The sequence below is a fragment of the Flavivirga jejuensis genome, assembly GCF_030540765.1.
Taxonomy (GTDB): domain Bacteria; phylum Bacteroidota; class Bacteroidia; order Flavobacteriales; family Flavobacteriaceae; genus Flavivirga; species Flavivirga jejuensis.
In genome coordinates, this window is the sequence record NZ_JAUOEL010000003.1 from 321,610 (window position 1) to 345,412 (window position 23,803).

The window sequence follows — 23,803 nt, forward strand, 5'->3', positions numbered from 1 at the left end:
CTTAATAATTTGTTACGGCATTACTAATTGGTGTTAATGGGGTGCCCTGTATGGCATAGCTAACATCAATCATTTTAGGTTTTGTACTAGGTTTGTAATGTATGGTTATGGGGTGTAATCCTTTTTTTAAGGCTACTTTTCCATACTTTTTACGTGGACCATGATACCCGCCATTGTCTACAATGATCTCATCACCAATAAATAATAAATTTCCTCCATCCGAACGTGTTTCAAATTCGTAAATAGCATCTTTTTCCGCTTTAAAATAACCTTGGTAGATCATTGAAAAGTTTTTTTCATTTTTTAAATCTCCCAATGCAACACGATCTACTTTAGTAAAATTATTAGTGGTAGGCGTTTTAATAGCTTCAACCTTTTTGAACTGCCCTTTGGTTATCCATCTTTTTAACCCCGTTTCTTTAGGGTTAACATTTACAGCTTCCTTATAGTCTTTGCGAATCACTTTAGTCGTTTTTAAGTCGTTAAACTTGTCACCACGGTATGCACGAGCTTTGATTTCAACAGTATCTTTTACAGTAAATGGCGCTTCGTATTTTAAAGAGGTCTTCGTTGGTATACTTCCATCTAGTGTATAATATATTTCTACGCCATCTAACAAATATGCTAAGTTTAAATTCACGGATGTATTGTCTACAAAAGCAATATCTTTTTCTAAACCTTCAACGGCAGGAATGTAATAGTACACCCCTAAAACATCCAATCTATCGTACTGCTTTTCAACGCTATTGTTAAACAGTTCAAAATCTTTATTCCCCTTTGAAGTCCAAGCATTTTCTGCTACTGCTAACATTCTAGGAAACGCTTGATACTGTAAACGTTTAAAACTTGGGATTCGTTCTGACCATAAGTTTGCTTGAATTCCTAAAACATGCTCAGATTCTGCTTCTGTAAAATCTTCAGGAATGGGTTCATAGTTGTACACCCTTTCTAGCGTGGTTCCTTCATTTAAATAATCAAAATAATAAGCTGCTGTAGTCGTTACCACAACATTATTCCCGTTTGCTGCAGCTATTTTAGGAGCATCTGGAGCCCAATTTCTCCACCACATTACATTGGCATCTTTGGTTAATCCGCCTCTTACAATTTCATCCCATCCCATAAATTGCTTTCCTTTGGATTGTAAAAACTGTTCTATATCTCTATTGAAAAATGACTGCAGTTCGTGTTCGTCTTTTAAACCATTATCTTTAATAGCTTTTTGGCAATGTGGGCATTTTTCCCAAGATTTAATATTGACTTCGTCGCCTCCAATGTGAATATATTCTGCAGGAAATAATTCTACCACTTCACTCAGTACATTTTTCATAAACTCATACGTCGTATCTTTTCCTAAACAGGTTGGATAAGTAAAAACAGTATCCCAACCCGATTCTTCATTACAAGATAAAAACGGATAATTATCTATTGCCGATTTAAAATGACCAGGCATATCAATTTCGGGAATAACCGTGATACATCTATCATCTGCATAAGCAATAATTTCTTTAATCTGGTCTTGAGTAAAAAAACCGCCATACTTACGTTCGCCATCAATCTCTTTAAAGTTTGATTCGTCTATGGTATAAAGCTTATTTTCTTTTGCTCTATCCATACAAATAGTATCTTGATTGTTTGGAATTCTCCAAGCCCCTTTTTCTGTTAATAAAGGATATTTTTTTATTTCAATACGCCATCCTTGATCATCTGTCAAGTGCATGTGATAGGTATTTAACTTATACAATGCCATGTAATCTAAAAAATCTTTGACTTCATCTATATTGAAAAAATGACGACTAAAATCCATATGCATCCCACGCCACTCAAAACGAGGTTCATCTTCAACAACGGCGCAAGGTACAAACCATTCTGAAGCTGTTTTTTCTTTACTTTCTATCGCTGTTGGTAATAACTGACGGATGGTTTGAACGGCATTAAAAAAACCATGTTCTTCTGAAGCTTTTATATGTATTGAATTCGGAGTTACTTCTAATTTATAAGCGCCTTCTTTTAAACCTTCTACGGTTTCAAAAACTACAGCATCATCTGTTTTAGTATTTAAAACCTGTAAATCATACCCTGCCGCTTTTTTAAATAATCCGATTAAATAATTAGCCGCTTTTTGTTGGCTTTCATCTTGAAGTACCATTTTTGTATCAGACTCAAACTGAAATGAGCTTTCTTTTAATTGAAAACTCACGGGCTTAGGAAGCAATGAAATGTGTTCTTGTTTAAAAGTAGGTTTGGTGTTAGAGCATGCCCCTAACATGAATGTAATTAGTAATAAAACAGTATATTTTTTCATTATTATTTTTTTAATTTCATGTTTTCCTGTACAGTATTATCAAAATTCTGAGTCACCGAAATTGGTAATTTGGCTTTTTCAACCCATTCGTTATCACCATAAACGCCAGATTTTGAATAGTCAAATGGAATGAAATTTATTTTAGTATAATTTTTTTTATTTATGAATCTAAAATCAGCATTCAAAGGATCTTTGAAGTTTGGGTTGACTAATAAACTGTGTAAATCAAACTCTTTTTTTTGCCAATTTTTGAAAGTATGCCCATTAAAATCGTATTTCTTTCCATTGGAATTCCAATAAATATTTTGATCTATTCTCGCTATAACATCATTCCAACCCCCTTTTAAAACCATACCTTCATTAAATATTACGATGTTATTAGTAAAAGCAAAAGACTCGTGTTTCTCTGGAATATTGCATTGTAGTTGGTATCTTTTTGCATATGCCAATATGTTGTTTTTTACGATATTTTCTTTACCATAATTTTGTTGAAACCCACCCGTTTTGGTATGGTACACTAAATTATTTTTAAAAACAATTCCTGTTGAACCTTCATCGGCATACATGCCCCAACCTCCATAGGAATAAGCGTGGATATCGTGAATTACATTGTTTTCGATACGCGTTCCTTCAGATTCTCCAAGGGTATAAATACCTGCCATGTCGCTTAACAAATCCCATCCAATATGATGGATATGATTGTAAGCTATGGTATTTCGTTTTGCAAGACTAGGTTTATAACCCCAAACCCAGCCTACTGAGACTCCCGTATAATAGAAGTTACCAATATCGTTATGCGTTACCTTATTATCTGAACTATGCCCTACCCAAACACCTACAGCAGGTGGAAACTCCAGACCTCCAGACTGTATGATATTATTATTGATATTGATGTGATGTGTGTGCTCTTTTCCTTTTAAAGGCTTAAAATCTCCCAGATAAACACCCCCACCACCAAGATCGTGCATATAAGTATTCTCTACTAGGGAGTTACTACATCCTTTACCAAACCACAAGGCATGCTGCCCCGTTTTAGAAATTTCACAATTAGAAAATGTTATATTTTTCACACCTTCTGCATAAATAGCCGCATTTAGTATGGCAGCTGCTTGGTTGGGTTCTGAACCTGTTTTTGGTATTTCGTAATGACAATACTCAAAGTTTAAACCTTCAAAATGAATATTCTTTACATAATTATCCTGTAATGCGTTTCCTTTTATTAGTACCAGTTGTTCCAATACTGGAGCAACTACCGTGGTGTTCTCTAAAGTTTCGTTAGGTCTTGGCACATAATATAAGATTCCTTTTTTACTTAAAAACCACTCACCAGGTGTATCTAAAGCAGCCTTATAGTTTTCAAAAACAATGCGACCACCTTTCTTTATTTGGTTCCATGGCTTCATGCCTTTACCCGAAGTCGTTATTAACAAGCTGTCTTTATCTAGGGCATCAATGTGTCGTAACGTATAATCCCATTTGTGATATGCTTTAAACCTGACCTCACGCACTTCGTCTTCGGTAATTGGTGATAAAGATTCAAACATGTCTTTTTCAAAAAACAATTTTTGCTGAGCCTTTTTCGCTACTCTACTATTACCTTTCTCCCATATATTTTGCTGTACGGAATCAATTTCTAAAAACCCCTCATTAGGGGTTCGAGCTAAAACAGCTCTTTTTCCATTCACATATAATTGATCAAATTGCCATTTGTAATAAACACTTTCTGTAATTTTAACTTCCCAAATACCTTTTTCATTTACAGAAAATCCAGTGATTGTTTTTCCTCCGCTAAAAACAGGTGCTGCGTTTTTTGCAGCTTTATAGGTAATCGGGAATTTTTCGGTACCACTATCTTCGGGAGCTAATTCAAAAGGTTCTTTCATGGTATAATTACCATTTTCGACAATTACCGTATAGGATTGCCGTTTGCTTGAAGTTATTTTATGCGCTCGTATGGTATTACGTGCACCATTCAAACTTGCTAAAGGTGCTTCTTTAGTACCAGAATTCATATCACTTCCTGTTGGTGAAACATAAAATCTCTGTTGAGCTTTTAAAGATAAGCTACAACAAAATAACAGACTTAGTATATAAATATTTTTTATCAACACTTTTATGCTTTACAACATTTAATGATTTAGGCGCCACTCAATATCGCCGTTTTCAAGACTCCAATCATGACCAAAATAACCAGCTACTTCTACATGCTCAATTCCGTTTTGGTATAATGATGGTGTAAAAATCATCATATCTGGAATATCAGCTCCAGATCCAAAATATTTGTTAGGTGTTACTGCTTTAAAGCCCAACATTCCAGAACCAGAAACAACTCCTACTAATGCTGTTTTGCTATCTTTTCTTGGATAAGTAAAATAGACTCCAAATTCCGTTCCTTTTAACTTTTTCTGTCCAATTTTAACCTCATTGCGTTTAACCTGAATGGGAGCTTTTGATAGAAGTGATTTCCAAGCAGCATTCGTTGTGGCATTACCATAAAGAATAACCGACCTATCTTTAAATTTAGAAAGTGAAAATTCTTTATCTGAAATAATATCTATAGAACCATTGCCTCTATAATAAAAGGTTTCGGCATCAAACCGTGCTTTATTAAAAGCCCACTGGTTTTCTTCTTTTGTCCCTTTGGTAGCATACACAAAAAGCATATTGTTTTTAAAGGCTTCCTTGAAATGGCCATATCTCAATGGATTTTTTTCAAAAGTATTTTCTGGTTTTTCAGTAAGTGCCCACACGCCGTTTTCTTTTTCGAACCAAACATCTTTTCCTTTATAAGATGCTAAATTAGCAAAAACGTTCTCATCAACTTTAATTTGAACAGTATCTGAACTTATACAATGTTTTAAATCGACTTTAAACTTCTTTAAATTTTCTGTTTCAATAGTAATTGATCTCTTTTTTAGAACGTCATTTTTTTTCTTTTGCTTATCAGTTCTAACATTTTGGCTCACTTTTACTCCACAAAACTCAAATTGCTTTTCTTGTTGATACACTGTCACATAGCGACTTTCTGAAGAAACTCCCGGACGTGCTGTACGAAACTCAAAATTTTTAACATCACCATTATCTGGAATAGTATGCCATTTAAAATAATCGAATATGTTGCTAAAATCTATTCCAAACCAATGCTTTTTATCTTCATATTCATAGTATGCAAAATCGGGATGAAATTCGCTTAAATGCTTTCGCATAAATCTTGCTTGTTCTACAGATACGACATCATCTGCATCGCCATGCTGAATATAAACACCATGATGTAAATAATTTTTTGATAATTCTAAAGTATAGCTTGCATGACTCGCACTAGCTAACATATTTTCCATTGGCGATGGATTTTCTTCTTTTTCTTTATTAGCATAAGAAAACAAAGAATACCACCCTGCTATTGGAGAAATGGCGGCCCATTTGTTTGGGAATGTAGCGCCTATTTGCCAGGTCCCATGACCTCCCATAGAATGTCCTGTTAAATACGTACGACTTGGATCTGTTCCATACATTTTTTCTGCTATTTCTTGTACTTCCATAGCATCCCATCGGCCCCAATCTTCCCAGTTAAAACCGTAGTCTCTTCTGTTGGTGGGTGCAATAACATGTCCCCAGTCTTTTGCTTTATATTGAACAGCCTGATTTCTTGCTTCTACATTAGCACCATGCAATGAAAGGAACATGGCTGGTTTTTTATCAGACGCTATAACGCCTTCTCTAACCGAAAAATATTGTAAACTTCCATCTATTTTTGATATAAATGTCCTTGAATAACGCTCTTGAGGTGTTCTTACATGATATAAAATAGCGCTTTCATCTAATAACTTTGAACCTTCATATAGTTTAACAGAAACTCTTACGGTGTCTTTTTCTGTGTAATTATCTTGTACTTTATAAGGCACTTTTCGCATGGCTAACGGAATGATAGTTGGTACCTTTGTTTCTAGTACAGTTCCATTAGATTCTGATACTATCCTCAGGTTTTTTTGCGCTTTTCCTGTCGCATTTAATATTCGAATAGACCCCATTTTAACATCACTTTCAGTAGTGATAAAATCGGCTTTTGTCATATCTCTTTTTAATAAAGAAATCGGTTTTTTAACAGGCAATAATGTCATGTTAACTTGCCCTCTGCCTCCTTTTACTAAAAAGGTGTTTTCTCCTTGTATTAATTCTATAGGATGAAAAACCAAATGTTTGTTATATACATCTCCACCACGAGGAATACCATTTACAAATAGTTCTGAATGACCAGAGACTTCAAGGATTTTAATCCCTGCTTTTGGTGCATTATAAGTAACATATAAATAGCCGCCGCGCAATTTTCTACTTCTAAAAACGTCCTTTTCATCAGCTTTTATCTTTTCCCACCGTTGTACATCTCCTTGTCTGTTAACGCCAACAGAATCATTTTCAATGGGTTTTGAAAAACTGTTTGTAATGAACTTATGAAACACAGGGTTTGTGAAAATAATAGAACGCCTACCTTTTTCTGTAGAACCAACCACTAAACCTTCTTTTAAAACAATAGTATCCTGCGCGTTAAGTTCGATTCCAAAAAACGTAATGGCTATAAAAACTAAAAAACGGTACTTTACCATAAGACATTCTATTCTAATTATTTATTTGATTTTAAGCTTCAAAACGGTGTCTATTGTATCGTTTGAATCCATTTTTGTGTAAAGAAAAGTGCCTTCTTTTAACTGTTTAAACTTAATTTTTGTTTTACCATCAAAAGATGTTGCAGAAGTAATTTTTTCTTTTAGCTCTGGTATAAAAATGTAAGGTTCTTTGGTAGGGTTTAATATATGTACATACAATACCTTATCTTTTTTTGTTATGGTGCCCCATTTTTGAGTTTTAATAACATTTCCTCTTGTTCCGTATACGCTTTCCCCATATTTAGTTGTCCATGCTCCAACTTCTTTTAATGTTTGCACAAATTCAGGTTGAATTTCGCCATTAGGCATCGGGCCAACATTTAATAGTAAATTGCCATTTTTCCCTGCAGCATTCACTAAAAAATGAATAAGCTGTTTTGTGGATTTGTATTTTTTATCATTCAAATTAAAACCCCACGATTTAGCCATGGTCGCACAAGATTCTAATGGCAGTTGACTTACTTTAACGCCTTTGCTATATCCGCCTTTATTCTCACCTGGTAAATCTCTTTCAAAAGTTTGAATATCTTCTCCAGGAATAGGTGTTAAATGGTGGTTGTTTGCTATTAAAGTACTTGGGCTTAATTCGTGAATTAATGAATAGATCTCATTATAGCGCCAATCTGCTTTTTTTCGTTCCCAATGGCCATCAAACCAAATACAGCCAATTTCACCATAATTAGTAAGCAATTCTGTTAATTGCGCTTTCATAAACGCGATATATTTATCCCAATCTGCATCAACAGGCTTCCCGTCTACTATTTTATGTCCGAAACCATAATCTTCTCTGGCCCAATCTAACAAAGAGTAATAAAAATTTAATTTGATGCCTTCTTTTTTACAGGCTTCGGCTAATTCTTTTAAAGGGTCTCTATCAAATCGTGTGGCATCTATAATATCATAATCTGTAGCCTTAGAGTCAAACATGCTAAAACTATCATGATGACGCGAGGTAATGGTAATGTATTTCATGCCCGCAGATTTTGCTATTTGTACCCATTCTTCGGCATTAAAATCTTGAGGATTAAAAAACTTAGTCAGTTTTTTATAAGTATCATTCTTAATTTTTTGCTGATACATCACCCATTCTCCATCACCTAAAACACTATAGATTCCCCAGTGAATAAACATACCAAATTTCATGTCTTGAAATTCCTGACGGCTTTCTAGGTTACCAGCAGTTGGTGTATACTCTGGCATGGGATAAGCATAATCTTGAGCATTAGCGCTAAAGAATATTAAACTCAATAAGCATAGTAGTCCTAATTTCTTCATCTTCTTTTTATTTTAAATTTTTTATTAATTGTTTTTTTAATTTATTACAGGTTCAGGACCCATTTGCATTTCTAAAATTCCGCCTTTGGTAATTTCTTGGTGTGAGATCCAAAAACGGTTTAAAGCTTTGCCATTCAATTTTATAGATTGTATATAAATATTCGTATTTGAATTATTATTGGCAATAATTTTAAAAGTCTTTCCTGTGTAATAATTACGATCTAAATTAATTTCGATTTCATTAAAAACAGGGCTTGTTATCTGGTATTTATTATCACCTGGAGCAATAGGGTGTATGCCTATTGAAGCCAATACATACCAAGCAGACATTTGTCCAACATCTTCATTACCACATAATCCGTAGGCATCAGTTCCGTAAGCGTCACTACAAATTTGTCGTGTTATTTTTTGAGTTAAATGTGGCACACCTGCTTCGTTAAGCATAAAAGGAACATGATGTACAGGCTCATTTGGGTGGTTATAATAATTATTCCACAGAAAATCATCTGGTGTATTTTCAAAGAAAGAAATTAATTCGTTTTTAAAAGCTTCTTCACCTCCCATTAGCGTTTTTAACCCCTCAATATCATGTGGTACAAACCAGCCTTGTTGGTAAGGATTACTTTCAATACAACCTTGTCCGTGAACCGTTTTTCCTTTCCATTCCAACCAAGTTCCTGTGCTGTCTTTGGCTCTAAACCAATTCACCTCATCGTTCCAAATATTCTTATAGTTTTCACTTTTCTTTAAATAGTCTTCTGCGATGTCATTTTTACCTAAAGACTTTGCCATAGTCGCTAAAGCCCAATCGGAATACGCATATTCAAGTGTTTTTGAAATATGCTTTTGTGTATAACCTAATGTGCCATTACCTGTATTGTCCACGGTATTTTTAGAATAGGTGAAGGCCTTTTCGATATCATAATTACGAATGCCTTTTTCGTAAGCATCAACAATTACAGAAACGGCTGGATTGCCTAACATACAACCAGAGTAAGAGTTTAGCATTTCCCAACGTGGTAAATACCCATTACCACTTAGCTCTGCCATTTGTAATAGCGAATTAATTTCATCATTCACCAACGTGGGATTTATGATGGTTTGTAAAGGGAACTGCGAACGAAACACATCCCAACCACTAAAAATGGTACGATAGGTAAAATCTTTTGTTTGATGTATTTTTTTATCGGCTCCTATATAATTCCCATTAACATCGGAAAATGTGCGCGGGTCAATCATAGTATGGTAAAGTGCCGTATAAAAAATAGTTTTCTCAGTATCGCTAGCACCTGTAACCTTTATGCCTTTTAAGGATTCACTCCAAAGGTTACGAGCTTCTTGTTGGGTTTTCTCAAAGTCCCAATGATTGATATCGTGTTCTAAGTTTTCTTTTGCACCTGCAACACTTACAAATGAAATTCCGCTTTTCACTAAAACTTGTTCCCCTGCATTCGTACTAAAATTGGTATAAAAACCTAAATGCTTACCCTGCATTTCATTTTTGCCTTCAAATATTTCGGCATTTTTTACGGCTAATTGATAATCATCTTGTCTTATAAAACGCATTTTCCTGGGAACATCTGGAATATCGGCACTCCAAATACCATAGTCTTTTAATGGCTTGCTAAATTCACAGTAGAAATACACAATATAATCGGCTTTACCAGCACCAGCACCCCAACCACCACCTTCTGGAGGGCATTTCATCCACCCAGAAATCGTGTTTTCATTCACTACTTTTATATATTGTTCTGTTGACGTACCACCGACTCTACGTGATAAATCGATTTGAATTCTTGAACGGTCATTTTCAGGGTATGTAAACCGAATAATCCCTGCTCTTGGTGCCGAAGTAAGTTCTGCTTTAACCTTATAATCATCTAAAGTTACGGCGTAATACCCCGCTTTTGTAACTTCAGTATCATGTGAAAATCTGGAACGATAACCGCTTTCAGGATTATCAGGAATACCACGATTTGTTTGTAACTTACCAGTTGTTGGGGTGACTAAAAAATTCCCTAAATCGCCAAACCAACCCACGCCACTCATGTGTGTAAAACTAAAACCTTCAAGTGTTGGGTGCGCGTATGAATAGCCAGAACCATTATCGCCACCAGAAAAGGTATCAGGACTTAATTGTACCAGTCCAAAAGGTGTTGCAGCACCTGGAAATGTTTTACCAAAACCATGCGCATCTTTAGACTTTTTACCATAAGTAATGGCTCCAATTATAGGATCTATATAATCTACTGGTTGCTTTTCAGCTTGTGCTAATTCTTTTTTAGTTTTTGAAGAACAAGAAACCACAACTAAGACACTTAGTGCTAGACAAAAATAAAATGATATTTCTCTTTTTTTAATTCTCATATAGGCATCTTATTCTTTTATGATATTAATGTGCTGATTCTTTTTGGATCGTTCTTGTTTTATAGATATCTACAGGCACATCATTCTCGAGTAATTTCCCAGATGTTGTTCTTCCGTTTTCGACAATCTGCTTTAATTCTTTTGTTAGTTTCTTTACAACTCTTGGGTGTTTTTTATAAACATTGGTTGTCTCTTCTTCATCGCAATTCATATTATATAGTTGAATTTCTGGAAGATTTTTTTTTCTCGCTGCATTATCCTTTGGATTTGTCCAACCACCAGAACCTGGTGTAAGTTCTAGTTTCCATTTTTTATTTCGAATAGAAAACTTTCCGTTTATTGAATGATGGATTACAAGATTATAGTCTGTTTTTGCTTTTTTATTCTTTAACATGGATAAAATGCTATACGAGTCAACTCCTGTATTTTCAGATACATTCATACCTATAATTTCTGCACAAGTAGCCATTAAACTCGTTTGACAAATTAGTTTATCGTTTATTGTATTTGCTTCTATTTTTTCTGGCCACCTCACCATAAACGGTATTCTATGGCCGCCTTCCCAAATATCAGATTTAGAACCTCGAAAATTGGCGCTTGGGTAATGCCCGAACTCTTTTTCTAGTTTTTTACCTTTTGCTACAGGGTAAGAGCATCCGTTATCACTAGTAAAAAATACAAGCGTATTATCTGCTATTCCGTTTTTCTTTAAAGCATCGAGAACACGACCAATAACGCCATCGGTTTCCATTACAAAATCGGCATAATCGCCCATGCCACTTTTACCTTTCCATTCTTCTGAAGGAACCACAGGGCTATGTGGAGAATTAAGTGCTAAGTATAAAAAGAAAGGTTCTTTTTGTTGAGACGCCTTAGCAATGTAATCTGTAGTATGGTCTCCTAAAAATTGCAACATTTTAATGGGTGGCATTTTATCAACCACTTTATCATCTTTAATTACGGTTTGCATAACTCTAGAATGGTGAAACCCAATATAGGAATCAAAACCACGTGTTATTGGTCCATTCGGTACAGTAGCTCCAATAGGAGCTCCTAATATTTTTTTACCATCATATATTTCATAAGGCACTCCTTGATCATTTACAAAACTAAATCCTAAATGCCATTTACCAATGGCTGCTGTATTGTAACCTGATTTTTTTAGCATTGCAGGAACTGTTTCTTGATTTTCCGCAATTAAAGGCTCTAATTCACCACCACCACTTAAAACGCCTTTTTGCAATCTTGAACGCCATGCATAACGACCTGTTAAAATAGCATATCGAGACGGTGTACACACTGCAGATGCGGAGTGCGCATCGGTAAACGTCATAGATTCTTTGGCAAAAGCATCTATTTTTGGAGTCAAGATTTTTCCCTTTTCAGGATTTAATACCTGTACGTCACCATAGCCTAAATCATCACAAATAATATATACAATATTTGGTTTCTCTTGGGCAGAAGCAAAGCCTGCAATTAACATAAATAGTGTTACCAATTTTGAAATTCTCATCTTCTTATTTTAATCTTATTTCTGTTATGTTACTCAACAATTCGCCATTTTCATTAAACAACCCTGCTTTTAAAAGCGTTTTAGGTGTTGTTTTAAAATCACCCTCGTATTTAATTGCATTTGTTGTTGGATCGCTACCATCGAGCGTATAATAAATAGTATAGCCCACTGTTTCTGTTTTTAAAAACACAATGGCTTCCGTATTTAATTGATCGATTGCAAACGCTGGATACACTGTAAACATACTTTTTGCATAATTGACCTCATCTCTTTCTAAGCGTTTAAAATGATCCGTTTCTAAGGCATTCTGAAAACGTTCCCAATTTTTAACTTTTGGAGTACTCCAAGATACTTCGGCACTTGCCAATGTTCTTGGATATAACATATACTCAAAGTGTTCTTCGGTTGGTGTAAACTCTCCCCATAAACAGGTTTGATTTCCTAAAACTCTACTAGCCTCCTCTGCTGTTAATTCTGATGGAATAGGCTCATGATTATAGACTTTAGATAAAGGCAATACGGAATTTGGACCTTCTGGTTCCATAAATGTTGGTCCCTGAACTCTACTAATATAAGAATACAAATAGGACGTCATAATTGTTGGATAGCCTTCTCTTGGTGCTTGTAATTCTGGGGTATGTTTTCCTCTGCGCCAAGCCATAATCGTTGCGCCTTTTGCGCCTTTGCCACTCAAAATTTCATCCCAGCCTATCATTAATTTATTTTGAGCTGTAACTATTTTGTTTACTTTCTGAATAAAATGACTTTGCAATTCTTCTTCATCTTTAAGGTTATTTTCTGCCTTTACTTTCTGACAGTGTGGACATTTTTTCCAATTGCCTTTATTGCATTCATCACCACCAATATGGATGTATTTTGAAGGAAATAAATCGGCAACTTCTTTAATAACATTTTTTAAAAACGCATAAGTTGTTTCTTTGCCAGCGCATAATGCATTATCTGGAGCTTTACCACCTACGGCAACTTCAAAATTAGCATCCGTTTCACCATCAAAACAAAATAACTCAGGATACGACGCTACTAATGCTTTACTGTGTCCAGGCACATCAATTTCTGGTATAATTTCAACATTTCTAGTTTTGGCATAAGCTATAACTTCTTTTATCTCTTCTTGTGTATAAAAACCACCTACTGTTTTTGGTTCTTCTGCTGTAGCTGGCTCGCGAGACCACCATGCTATCCCTGTTCTATCTGCTCTCCAAGCGCCTTTTTTTGTTAGGTTGGGATATTTTTTAATTTCAATTCTCCAACCTTGATCATCCACCAAATGCCAATGAAATTTGTTTATTTTATAAGATGATAACACATCTATTTGCTTTAAAATAAATGCTTTGGTTTGAAAATGACGTGATACATCTAACAAAACGCCTCTCCAATGAAACCTTGGGTTATCAGTAATAGTCATGTTTGGTATTGCTGTAGGTCCCTTTGTTCCTATAGGAATTGCTTGTCTTAAGGTTTGAAAACCATTAAACATACCTGCGTAATCGGTTGCTTTTATGGTAATTTTTGATGTATTAATTTCTAAAATATAACCTTCGGAATCTATGGAAGCATCTTTAACTTTCTCAAAAACAATATAATTAGAGCTAGCTGAGGCACGACCCGATTTAATAGTAAGCGATAATCCTGTGTCATTTGTGATTTTTGATGCTACAATTGGTTTTAAATCTGCGTTATATTTTTTAGGAATAAAAATTTGTGTGTCTTTATCTAATTTAAACCCTCCTGAAACTAACACTACAGATTCTGGTTGCGGAATAAATGTATTTTGAATTTCTTGCGCATTAATAACACCCGAAAATATAAGAAGCAACAAAAACAATAAAGTTGTTTTTTTGCTATAAATATTCATTTGATTTATTTTCTGAAGGCATTTCATGTATTATTCTTTTTCTAATTTAAACGTATAGCAAGGGTGTTAAAAGACTTTCCTTCTAAGGGAGCTTTTACAATCTCGTTATTGATGTTTAATTGTAATTCTTGTGTTTTATCGGTATTGTTATATGCAAGAACCGTTACTTCATTATTTACTTTGTTATAAAACGCCAAAGCATTATTAGTATCTCCCGAAGTTGTTAATTTCACCGATCCTGGAGCTACAAAAGCACTTAAATGTTTCATTAAATAAAACTCAGGGTTGTATTTAATGGCTTTGGTATTACTATCAATAGAAATCATAGAATTCTGTTTCCATCCCCATTGGCTTTTTCCTGTTTCATCTAACACCATATTCCAATACATGTAAGCATTTGCACCATTTTCAAAATAATGTTTCATTAAGTTGAATGTGTATTCTGCCGCCTTCCAGTCGTTAGAACCATCACCACATTCTGTTTCTGTTTGCATTAATTGCATCTCAGGATATGTAGCATGCACATCTTTAATAACACCCTTACCAGCCCATTGAAAACCGACACCTTTTACGTAATCTTTTGTGTTTTTATATTCTAACACATCTTGTACACGTTCTATTTGCGGACGCTCAACAGTACCCAACCAGATATCAGTATTTAGATTTTCAGCTTTAAATTTAGGTCCTAAATAATCTGCTATAAAAATCCCTAAATCTTGAGGTTTCCATACACAAGACGGAAAATTCTGTGCTGAATTAGGTTCGTTTTGAACGTGAACTGCGCTAATTTCAATGCCTTCTTTTTTGTAGGCTTTCACAAATTTTGAAAAGTATAATGCGTAAGATTCTAAATATTCTGGTTCCATGATGAAACGAGACACCAACTCTTCTGTAGAACTAAGTTCTAAAGGCAAATCGTTAAACTTTGGATTCGCTTTACAAGCATAGTGTTTGCTGTGTTTCATCCATGAAGGTGGACACCAAGGTGATGCCCAAACTTTGATTTCTGAGTTGATTTTTTGTGCTTCTTTTATGTATGGAATTAAACGTTTTTTATCACGATCGATAGAAAAATTAGTCATTGCGAAATCCTCTGGTGTTTCATTATGGCTATACCAATCTACGGCATAATCATTCGCACCAATAGGCATTCTGCAAATGTTGAATTTACAACCCATTTCCTGGCTAAATAAATCGTTTAAAATTTGCTGCTTTTCTTCTGGAGTTACCATTCCCAAAGCATCCCATCCTAATTCATTAAAACAACCTCCAAATCCAGTAATTTCTTGTTCCTGTTTATTGGTATCTATTAAAATTGATAGATCTGGAGTTGATTCTCCTTGTGCTGGGTGATATGTTTTTTCTACCCAAACATTATTATCAGTACTACTTACCCAAGCTACTTGGGGTTGTTTTTTACATGCTGTAAAAGCAACTAAAAACATTAATACTGAATACTTAAAAACTTTCATAATGTATTATTTTACTGTTAAAATTTTTCTTAAACGAATATCTTTTGATGAAGCTCCAATCATAATTCTAAAATCGCCTGCTTCAACTAATCTATGCATGTCTTTATCTAACATTGATAATGCTTCAGGGTCTAATTCAAATGATACGTTTTGTGCCTCCCCAGCTTTTAAAGAGATCCGTTTAAAGCCTTTTAATTCTTTTATTGGACGAGAAACAGAAGCCAACTCATCACGGATATAAAGTTGAACAACCTCATCACCTGTAACTGTTCCAGTATTTTTAATAGTACATGTAATTTGTACCGTTTCGTCTGCTCCTATATTGTTTTTACTGAATTCTATATTAGAATATTCAAATGAAGTATAGCTTAATCCGAAACCAAAAGGGAATAAAGGTTGCCCTGTTAGATTATGATAATTATCGCCTCTACCTGTTGGTTTGTTGTTATAATACAAAGGACATTGTGCTTCATCTACAGGAAATGTTATTGGTAATCTTCCTGCAGGATTTTCATCACCAAAAAGAATATCGGCAAAACCATTTCCTCCGTTTTCACCAGCATACCATGCCATTAAAACGCCATCAACATCGTTAATCCAATTTGACATCGTAATGGCGCTACCTCCAACCAATACTACCACTGTTGGTTTGCCTGTTTTAGCTACCGCTTTAATTAATGCTTCTTGGTGACCTGGCAATGCTAATAATGCGCGATCTCTAAATTCGCCTTCATGAATCCCAGCGAATACTACCGCAACATCACTTTTTTTGGCAGCTTTAACGGCTTCTGCTATTTGTTGTTCCCATTCATTTTGAATTGTGGCATCCCAAACTAATTTGAATTTTGCATTTCCTGCTGCTTCAAAAAATTCGATTTTGATATCGTATTCTTTTCCTGCTTCAAAAGAAAATTCTTTTAAAATGGTTTTATAGGATTGTTTTTGCCAGTTATCAATAATCAACTTACCATCTAAATACATGCGGTAACCATCATTACCTTCAATACCAACATTAAAAACGCCCGTTTTTGGTGCTTTTAATTTTCCTGTCCATCGTACAGAAAACCAATCGTATGGTAAATCTTCATGTGGAGAGAAAAGGGTCCAGCCAAACTTAATTTGCTTATCTATACGTTCTACTTTTGGTTGACCGCTTAGTTTTATATTATCAAAATAGTTCCCTTTTAAACCTGCCACTTTTTTACCGTTTTCGGAAGTCGACAAATAAGATGCTCCTATTGGTTTATAATGTTCTTCAACTAGAGCAACACCTGGAGCATATAAAATATGTTCTTCTCCTATTTTATTTGATATGCCTTGATGCATAGAAATAAGATTGTTTCCAGGACCACTATATCCACCTAATCGAACTGTTTTAACATCGTGACCAATAAGTGCCACTTTTTTAACAGCCTTATTAATGGGTAAAACTTCTTTTTCGTTTTTAAGCAAAACCATCGCTTTAGAAGCTGTTTTTCTAGCTAATTCGCGGTGTGTTTTATGACCATTCCAAACGGCTGCTGCTTCAACATCTACATAAGGGTTTTCGAATAGCCCTAATTCAAATTTTGCTTTTAAGATGCGTCTAACGGCTTCATCAATCGCTTTTTCATCAACCATTCCTTTTTCGTAAGCTTCCCAAAACAATGGTTTATGATTGTAATTGGTTTGAAACATAACATCTAATCCTGCTTCTACAGCATCTTCGGTGGCTTCGGCATAATCTTTAGCTGTAAAATGTAACACATTGGCGCCTCCTGTAGCTCCTGCATCTGAAATAACAAAACCATCAAATCCCCATTCTTCTTTCAGTTTTTTACGTAGTAACCATTCGTTTGATGTACATGGTGTGCCATTAACAGAGTTATACGACGTCATTACAGACCTTGCTCCTGTTTTTTGAAACACCGTTTTAAATGCTGGAAAATATATTTCTTCTAACAATCGTTCGTTAAAACTAATCGGGTAACTATCACGCCCTCCTGCGCCTACATTGGCTACAAAGTGTTTGGGTGTGGTTATTACGCCTTCTCTTTCGAAAGCACCAATAAATGCTGATGCCATTTGCGTTGTTAAATACGGGTCTTCTCCATACGTTTCTTCTACACGCCCCCAACGTACATCGCGCGCAATGTTTAATACTGGTGATAGAATTTGACGTATCCCCCTGGTTTTTGTTTCTTTAGTAATTGCCTTTGCAACATTAGCAACTAAAGTAGTATCCCAAGTTGCTGCTAATGCTATAGCTTGTGGATATACGGTTGCACCATCTCGTGCTAAACCGTGTAAGGCTTCATTAAATGGAATTATGGGAATCCCTAAACGAGATTCTTCTAAAAAATAACGTTGAATATCGTTTATCTCTTCTGCCATTTGTTTGGCACTGCCTGTTGACCCGTAGTCCATGATTTGTTCTGCGGCATTATCATTCTTTCCTTTTGAAGAAATTTGAAATCCGAAAATACCATGCGTAAGCTTATCTTTTCCAATACTTAAATCTCCAGGAATCATGAACATTTGCCAGAACTTTTCTTCTAAAGTCATTCGGCTCATTAAATCATTGACACGTTCTTCAACAGAAAGTTCTGGATTCTTGTATGCTGGGTTTTCATCATTTGATTTCTTGGAACATGACCATATTGATATTCCAAATACTGCTATTAATATTATTTTTTTTGAGTACTTCAACCGTCTTATTAATTAAATTGATGTTTATTTTGCTTTAAATCTTTATCGAAAGCATTTATTTTCTTTCGTAACTTTTTTACTATTTTCGGATTGTTTTCTGCAACATTATTTTTTTCTGAAATATCGCTTACAAGATTGTAAAGTTCTACTTTATCTTCTACTATGCGCAGCTTCCAATCGCCATATCTTACTGCTTCTAAAGTTGATTCTTTATAATAATAAAACCCTTCTTTTTTATATGGTGATTTAGATTTTTTACCTAATAATAACTTCCAGATATTTTTCCCGTCTATAGGTTTGTCAGACATTTCACTATCTGTTACATGTGCTATGGTTGGTAGAAAATCGATGGTTGATGCCACTTCTTTACAAACACTACCTGCTTCTATTTCTCCTTTCCATTGGGCTATCATAGGAACACGCATGCCTCCTTCGTAAGTTTGAAATTTGAACCCTCGCAGTGGTAAAGCACTGCCTCCATTTCCATCTTTTAAATTCCATGGACCATTATCAGACGTATAAATAACCAGCGTATTATCATCAATACCTAAGGTTTCTAAAGTCTTTAAAATTTTACCAACGCTCCAATCTATTTCTTCAATAACATCACCATATAAACCACGTTTACTTTTTCCTTTAAAATCTCCTGAAGCATAAAGTGGAATGTGAGGCATGTTGTGTGCCAAGTATAAAAAGAAGGGAGCGTCTTTGTTTTCTGTAATAAAATTAACGGCTTCTGAAGTATAGCGCTGTGTTAATGTTGTTTGATCTACAGGATATTCTATAACTTCATCTTGTTTCATTAAAGGGACTCTTCTTCCTCGCCATTTTTCTTGACGAAGACTATCTATAGTCATGCCTTCTCTAAAAATAATATTTTCTGAAACTTTAGATTTTGGATTAACCGACATATCGTTACTAAAAGGGATGCCATAATAGTAATCGAACCCTTGTGTTGTTGGTAAATATTGAGGCTGATCTCCAAGATGCCATTTCCCGACGCAAGCTGTTGCATAGTTTTTAGTTTTTAACATGTCTGCAATTGTCAATTCTTGATTTGACAAACCTCCGTCTAAATTTGGCCATAATACCTTAGGCACACCTACTCTTGGTGGATATGATCCTGTTAATAAAGCTGCTCTTGATGGTGAACATACAGATGATGCTGAATAGAAATCTGTAAAGCGTATTCCGTTTGCTGCCATGGTATCTAGATTAGGCGTACTTATTAATGGCGAACCATATACACCTACATCTTGATACCCTTGATCGTCTGTAAAAACAATAATGATGTTAGGTTTAGAAGTCCTGTTTTGTGCTTTAACTGAAACATTCCAATTAAAAAAAACAAATATTATTATTACTAATAATTTATTCATACTGCTTTATTCTTTTGCCTTTAACTCACTATCAAATTGATATGTTTCCCCTTTTGCTGTATCAAATTCAACACGTTTATCTTTATAAACTAATGTACATGTACCGCCACTTTTTGATAAAACTTCAACACTTGTTAACGCTGCGTTTTCCCAAGTGAAACTAAGTTCAAAACCGCCTCTTGCACATACTCCTGAAATGCTTCCTTTTGGAAGTGCACCAGGTAATGCTGGCAATAGTTCTATTTTATCTAAATGACTTTGAATGAGCATTTCTACCATACCTGCTGCGCCACCAAAATTCCCATCTATTTGAAACGGCGGGTGTGCATCAAATAAATTTGGGTATGAACCGCCTCTAATCTTACGTTCTGGTATTTCTGCTGGACTCAATAACATATGGACTAATTTATAAGCTCTATCTCCATCTCTAAATCGAGACCAAAAGTTTATTTTCCAGGCTAAGCTCCAACCTGTACCTTTATCGCCTCTATACTCTAAAGATTGTTTAGCAGCTTTCATTAAGTCTGGCGTATCTTCATAATTAATTTCGTTCCAGGGATGAACAGCCCACAAATGCGATACATGTCTATGTTTAACTTCTGGATTGTCTTTATCTTCTAACCATTCTTGTAATTGTCCATGTTGCCCAATTTGGTTTGGAGCTATTTGTGGCACCATGATTTTTAACTTTTCTGCAAATTCCGCATCTTCGCCTAAAACCTGAGACGCTTCTATTGTAATATTGAATAATGCTCTTATAATTTGGTGATCCATCGTTGGTCCTGCAACCAAACCTCCTATTTCGGGTGAATTTGATGGCGTACTTATCAAGTAACCTGTATTGGGATCTTTGTATAAAAACTGAGAATAAAACAATGCTGCATCTCTAAGTAATGGGTATTTTTCTTTTAAAAATGCTTTGTCTTGTGTAAAGAGGTAGTGTTCCCAAATATGCGTACACAACCATCCGCCACCTCCTAGCCAAATACCATGGTTAGATGCATTTACTGGGGCTGCGCCTCGCCAGATATCAACGTTATGATGCATAATCCATCCGTCTGCATTGTAATGCTCTTTTGCTACTATTTTTCCTGTTTTTGAAACGTCTTCAATAAAATCGAATAATGGTTCATGACATTCGCTTAAATTCGTCATTTCAACCGCCCAATAATTCATTTCTAAATTGATATTGGTGGTATAACTACTAAACCATGGTGGTTTTATTTTATGGTTCCAAATACCTTGAAGAGTTCCGGGTTTGGTTCCCGGACGACTTGAAGCTATTGTTAAATAACGCGCGTATTGTATGTATAACGCCAATAATTGTGGGTCGTCTGGGTTTTTCCAGAAATCATAAACTCTTTGGTTGGTTACTAATTCTGATTTTCCGTTATCTCCAAAATCTATGCTGAAACGACTATATAAGGATTGATAATCTTTAATATGCGTTTCTTTTACTTTATCATAGCTTTTATTTTCTATGTTTTTTAGTGTTTCAGCAACTATTACATTTGGTTCTCCCGATACGTCTTTGAAATTTTTATAGTTTGTTGCTGCCGATAAATAAAGGGTTGCTTTAGAAGCCTCATTTATTTGCAATTGACCGTTTAAAATGGCTACTTTTCCATCTGTTTCTATTTTTATGGTGGCTACTCCCCATAACACACCGTCTTTTACTTTTACTACGATGGTTTGCGAATCGTTATCGGTTTTAAGGGTTTTATCTTCATGAAGGGCATCTAAAAATAAATTAAAATGCAACGCTTTTGATTGGCTTGCTGATAGATTGACAACGATAACCTTATCTGGATGGCTCGAAAATGCCTGACGATTATAGGTTACATCTCCTACTTTGTATGAGACTTCGCTAATAGCGCTATCTAAATTAAGGCTTCTAGAATAATCTGTAAAGTTTTCATGCCCAGGAAAATCAATATAGATATCTGCAAATGGTTGATAGTGTACTTGTCTTAAAGGGTTGCTCATAAACTCTTTTGTTGCCAAATTTTGAGCTTCTCTTTGTTTTCCTGCTGTGAGCAGTGTTCTTATTTCTGATAAATATTTGCCAGCACCTTTATTTGAATAATCGTGTGGTTGCCCTCTCCAAAGCGTTTCTTCATTAAATTGAATGTGCTCTTGTTGTACACCGCCAAAAATCATGGCTCCCAGGTTGCCATTACCAATAGGTAAGGCTTCTGTCCATTTTTCGGCTGGTTGATTGTAAAATAACTTAAAATGATCTTGGGCTTCTTTTTGGGCTTCTGTACAACTTAATGAAAGGAAAAGCAGCATATATCCCAAAAGTAGTTTTAAGCTTCTCCGCTCATTAATCATTCCCGTATTCTGTATTAATTTTATGAATTTGTTCATTTATCGGTATCAATTAATTTTAATAGTTCCCTTAGTTTATAATCTTTTATTTGATTAATAATGATGACCTAAAATTTTCTTGAGCCTATATACAACTTCACTTAGTTAATAAAGTAGTATAAGATTTAGCTCAAGAATAATTTTAAGTTCTTCTGGATAGCTATTAATCAATTCCAGTTTTATTATATTATTAATGTTCTCTTTAGAGTGTAACGAACTGTCTTTAAGGCTGCCCTAGTAGGAGCGCAAACCAATGGTACTAAAAACAGATTAATAGTTAAATGTTTTTAAAACATTTAATTTTTTAACTTTCCCAATAATCTGCAATAATTTGCAGCACTTCTTCATTATCCTGATCTGTATCACCAAGCAAGTCACGTTGCTTTAAAATTTCTGCTTTCATTTCCTTTATAATCTCTTGATATTCGGCATCATTATATGCATTGTGTATTTCATTAGGGTCTTTTTCTAAATCGAAGAAATCCCAATATTTTTTTGGTGCGTTTGCTTTTGTATAGCCATTTTCTTTAAGTCCGTTACCATAATAAAATGCTAGTTTGTAACGTGCTCCTCTAATTCCAAAATGTCCTGGGCGGTCTATAGAATGATCCCAATAGCGATAATACCCGTGTTTACGCCAATCGCTAGGTGTATTGCCTTTTAAGTTTTCGCGAAAACTACGTCCTTGCATTGTTTCGGGATAGTCTAAACCTGCATAGTCTGCAAAAAGTGCTGAGAAATCGACATTCTCTATTAAATCGGAATTACGCTTGCCAGCAGGTATTTCTTTTGGATATCGAATTACAAAAGGCATGTGTATAGATTCTTCATAAATTAAGCGCTTATCGAACCAACCATGTTCTCCTAGAAAGTAACCTTGATCTGCCGTGTAGATTACAATGGTATTTTCTGCTAGTCCAGATTTTTCAAGATAATCCAGAAGCTTACCTATATTATCGTCTATTGCTGCACCACAACGCATAAAATCCTTCACATATTTTTGATATGTTTTATAACGCGCTTCTTTATGCGTTAAGCCATCAACAGAAAGTGGTAATTCTGGATACTTCATATAACCTGGCACATTATCAGGGTCTTTAGACGCTAACAAATAACGCTCCTTTAAATTATCTACAGATTGCCCTTTAAAAGAACGTCCTGTAGTTTCTGCACCATCATCATAAAAGGAAGCAGGAATTGGAATATCTTCATCTCTATATAAATGACTAAAACGTTCTGGATAATCAAACGGCTCGTGTGTTGCTTTAAAATGACACATGGTTATAAACGGCTTAGATTTATCACGGTTTTCAATCCAATCAATCGTCATATCTGCAATAACATCTGTACTAAATCCTTTATAAGGTTTACCGCCATCTTCATAATCTTGCCAATTTTCTTTGGTTTTTAAAACAGGATCCCAATAGCGTCCTTGACCAGGCAATACGCAGTAATAATCGAATTCTGAAGTAGGTTCTTGCTTCATATGCCATTTTCCTATTACAGATGTTTGATAACCGCCTCTTTGCATAACACCTGCTATAGTTGGGTGGTTTGTTGGTAAGCCAGCTCCTAAAGTCGTTACACCATTAACATGACTATATTGTCCTGTAAGCACAGTTGCACGACTGGGTGTACATATGGAATTAGACACCAAACAATTGTCTAATACCATACCTTCTTCTGCTAGCCGTTGTATGTTTGGCGTATGTACATAATCTTTTAAAATACCTCCATAAATCCCCCATGCTTGTGAGGTATGGTCATCTGACATTATATAAAGAATATTAGGTCTTTCCAGGGTGTTTTTTTCTACTTTTTCTTCAACTTTATTTTTGCAACCCGTTGTAGTAAAAGAAATAAAAATAACTAAACCGCATAGCCATAATACTTTTTTCAT

The 23,803-nt window shown here is 35.0% G+C and carries 12 protein-coding genes; all 12 read right to left on the reverse strand.

Translation table 11 applies throughout. The features are described 5' to 3' along the window. Position 1: 1 nt before the first annotated feature. The 12 genes from Q4Q40_RS10085 to Q4Q40_RS10140 all read right to left on the reverse strand — a co-directional run bounded on the left by Q4Q40_RS10085 (position 2) and on the right by Q4Q40_RS10140 (position 23,803). A complete protein-coding gene (locus Q4Q40_RS10085; protein ID WP_303301674.1) occupies positions 2–2,302 on the reverse strand; it encodes a family 20 glycosylhydrolase in 2,301 nt (766 codons plus the stop codon). A gap of 2 nt (positions 2,303–2,304) precedes the next feature. Further along, on the reverse strand, positions 2,305–4,314 hold the full coding sequence (locus tag Q4Q40_RS10090) for a right-handed parallel beta-helix repeat-containing protein (protein ID WP_303301675.1): 2,010 nt from the start codon (positions 4,312–4,314) through the stop codon (positions 2,305–2,307). A gap of 117 nt (positions 4,315–4,431) precedes the next feature. After that, the gene (locus Q4Q40_RS10095; protein ID WP_303301676.1) at positions 4,432–6,903 is read right to left on the reverse strand and encodes a prolyl oligopeptidase family serine peptidase; all 2,472 of its coding nucleotides are present in this window, start codon (positions 6,901–6,903) and stop codon (positions 4,432–4,434) included. 21 nt (positions 6,904–6,924) lie between these two features. Then, a complete protein-coding gene (locus tag Q4Q40_RS10100) occupies positions 6,925–8,238 on the reverse strand; it encodes an alpha-L-fucosidase (protein WP_303301677.1) in 1,314 nt (437 codons plus the stop codon). Between the two features lie 36 nt (positions 8,239–8,274). Beyond that, on the reverse strand, positions 8,275–10,605 hold the full coding sequence (locus Q4Q40_RS10105) for a GH92 family glycosyl hydrolase (protein WP_303301678.1): 2,331 nt from the start codon (positions 10,603–10,605) through the stop codon (positions 8,275–8,277). A gap of 25 nt (positions 10,606–10,630) precedes the next feature. After that, the gene (locus tag Q4Q40_RS10110; RefSeq protein ID WP_303301679.1) at positions 10,631–12,118 is read right to left on the reverse strand and encodes a sulfatase family protein; all 1,488 of its coding nucleotides are present in this window, start codon (positions 12,116–12,118) and stop codon (positions 10,631–10,633) included. A gap of 4 nt (positions 12,119–12,122) precedes the next feature. Then, complete coding sequence (locus Q4Q40_RS10115; protein ID WP_303301680.1) at positions 12,123–13,994, reverse strand: beta-N-acetylhexosaminidase; 1,872 nt, start codon at positions 13,992–13,994, stop codon at positions 12,123–12,125. Between the two features lie 41 nt (positions 13,995–14,035). Next, on the reverse strand, positions 14,036–15,466 hold the full coding sequence (locus Q4Q40_RS10120) for a glycoside hydrolase family 30 protein (RefSeq protein WP_303301681.1): 1,431 nt from the start codon (positions 15,464–15,466) through the stop codon (positions 14,036–14,038). Between the two features lie 6 nt (positions 15,467–15,472). Continuing rightward, positions 15,473–18,154 carry a glycoside hydrolase family 3 protein gene (locus Q4Q40_RS10125; RefSeq protein WP_303301682.1) on the reverse strand — a complete coding sequence of 894 codons (2,682 nt, stop codon included), beginning with the start codon at positions 18,152–18,154 and terminating at the stop codon, positions 15,473–15,475. A gap of 8 nt (positions 18,155–18,162) precedes the next feature. Next, positions 18,163–19,533 carry a sulfatase family protein gene (locus tag Q4Q40_RS10130; RefSeq protein ID WP_303301683.1) on the reverse strand — a complete coding sequence of 457 codons (1,371 nt, stop codon included), beginning with the start codon at positions 19,531–19,533 and terminating at the stop codon, positions 18,163–18,165. Between the two features lie 6 nt (positions 19,534–19,539). Further along, positions 19,540–21,903, reverse strand: a complete 2,364-nt coding sequence (locus Q4Q40_RS10135; protein WP_303301684.1) for a glycoside hydrolase family 95 protein — start codon at positions 21,901–21,903, stop codon at positions 19,540–19,542. A 304-nt stretch (positions 21,904–22,207) separates the two neighbouring features. Beyond that, positions 22,208–23,803: a sulfatase family protein gene (locus Q4Q40_RS10140; protein WP_303301685.1), complete on the reverse strand. Its 1,596-nt coding sequence runs from the start codon at positions 23,801–23,803 to the stop codon at positions 22,208–22,210.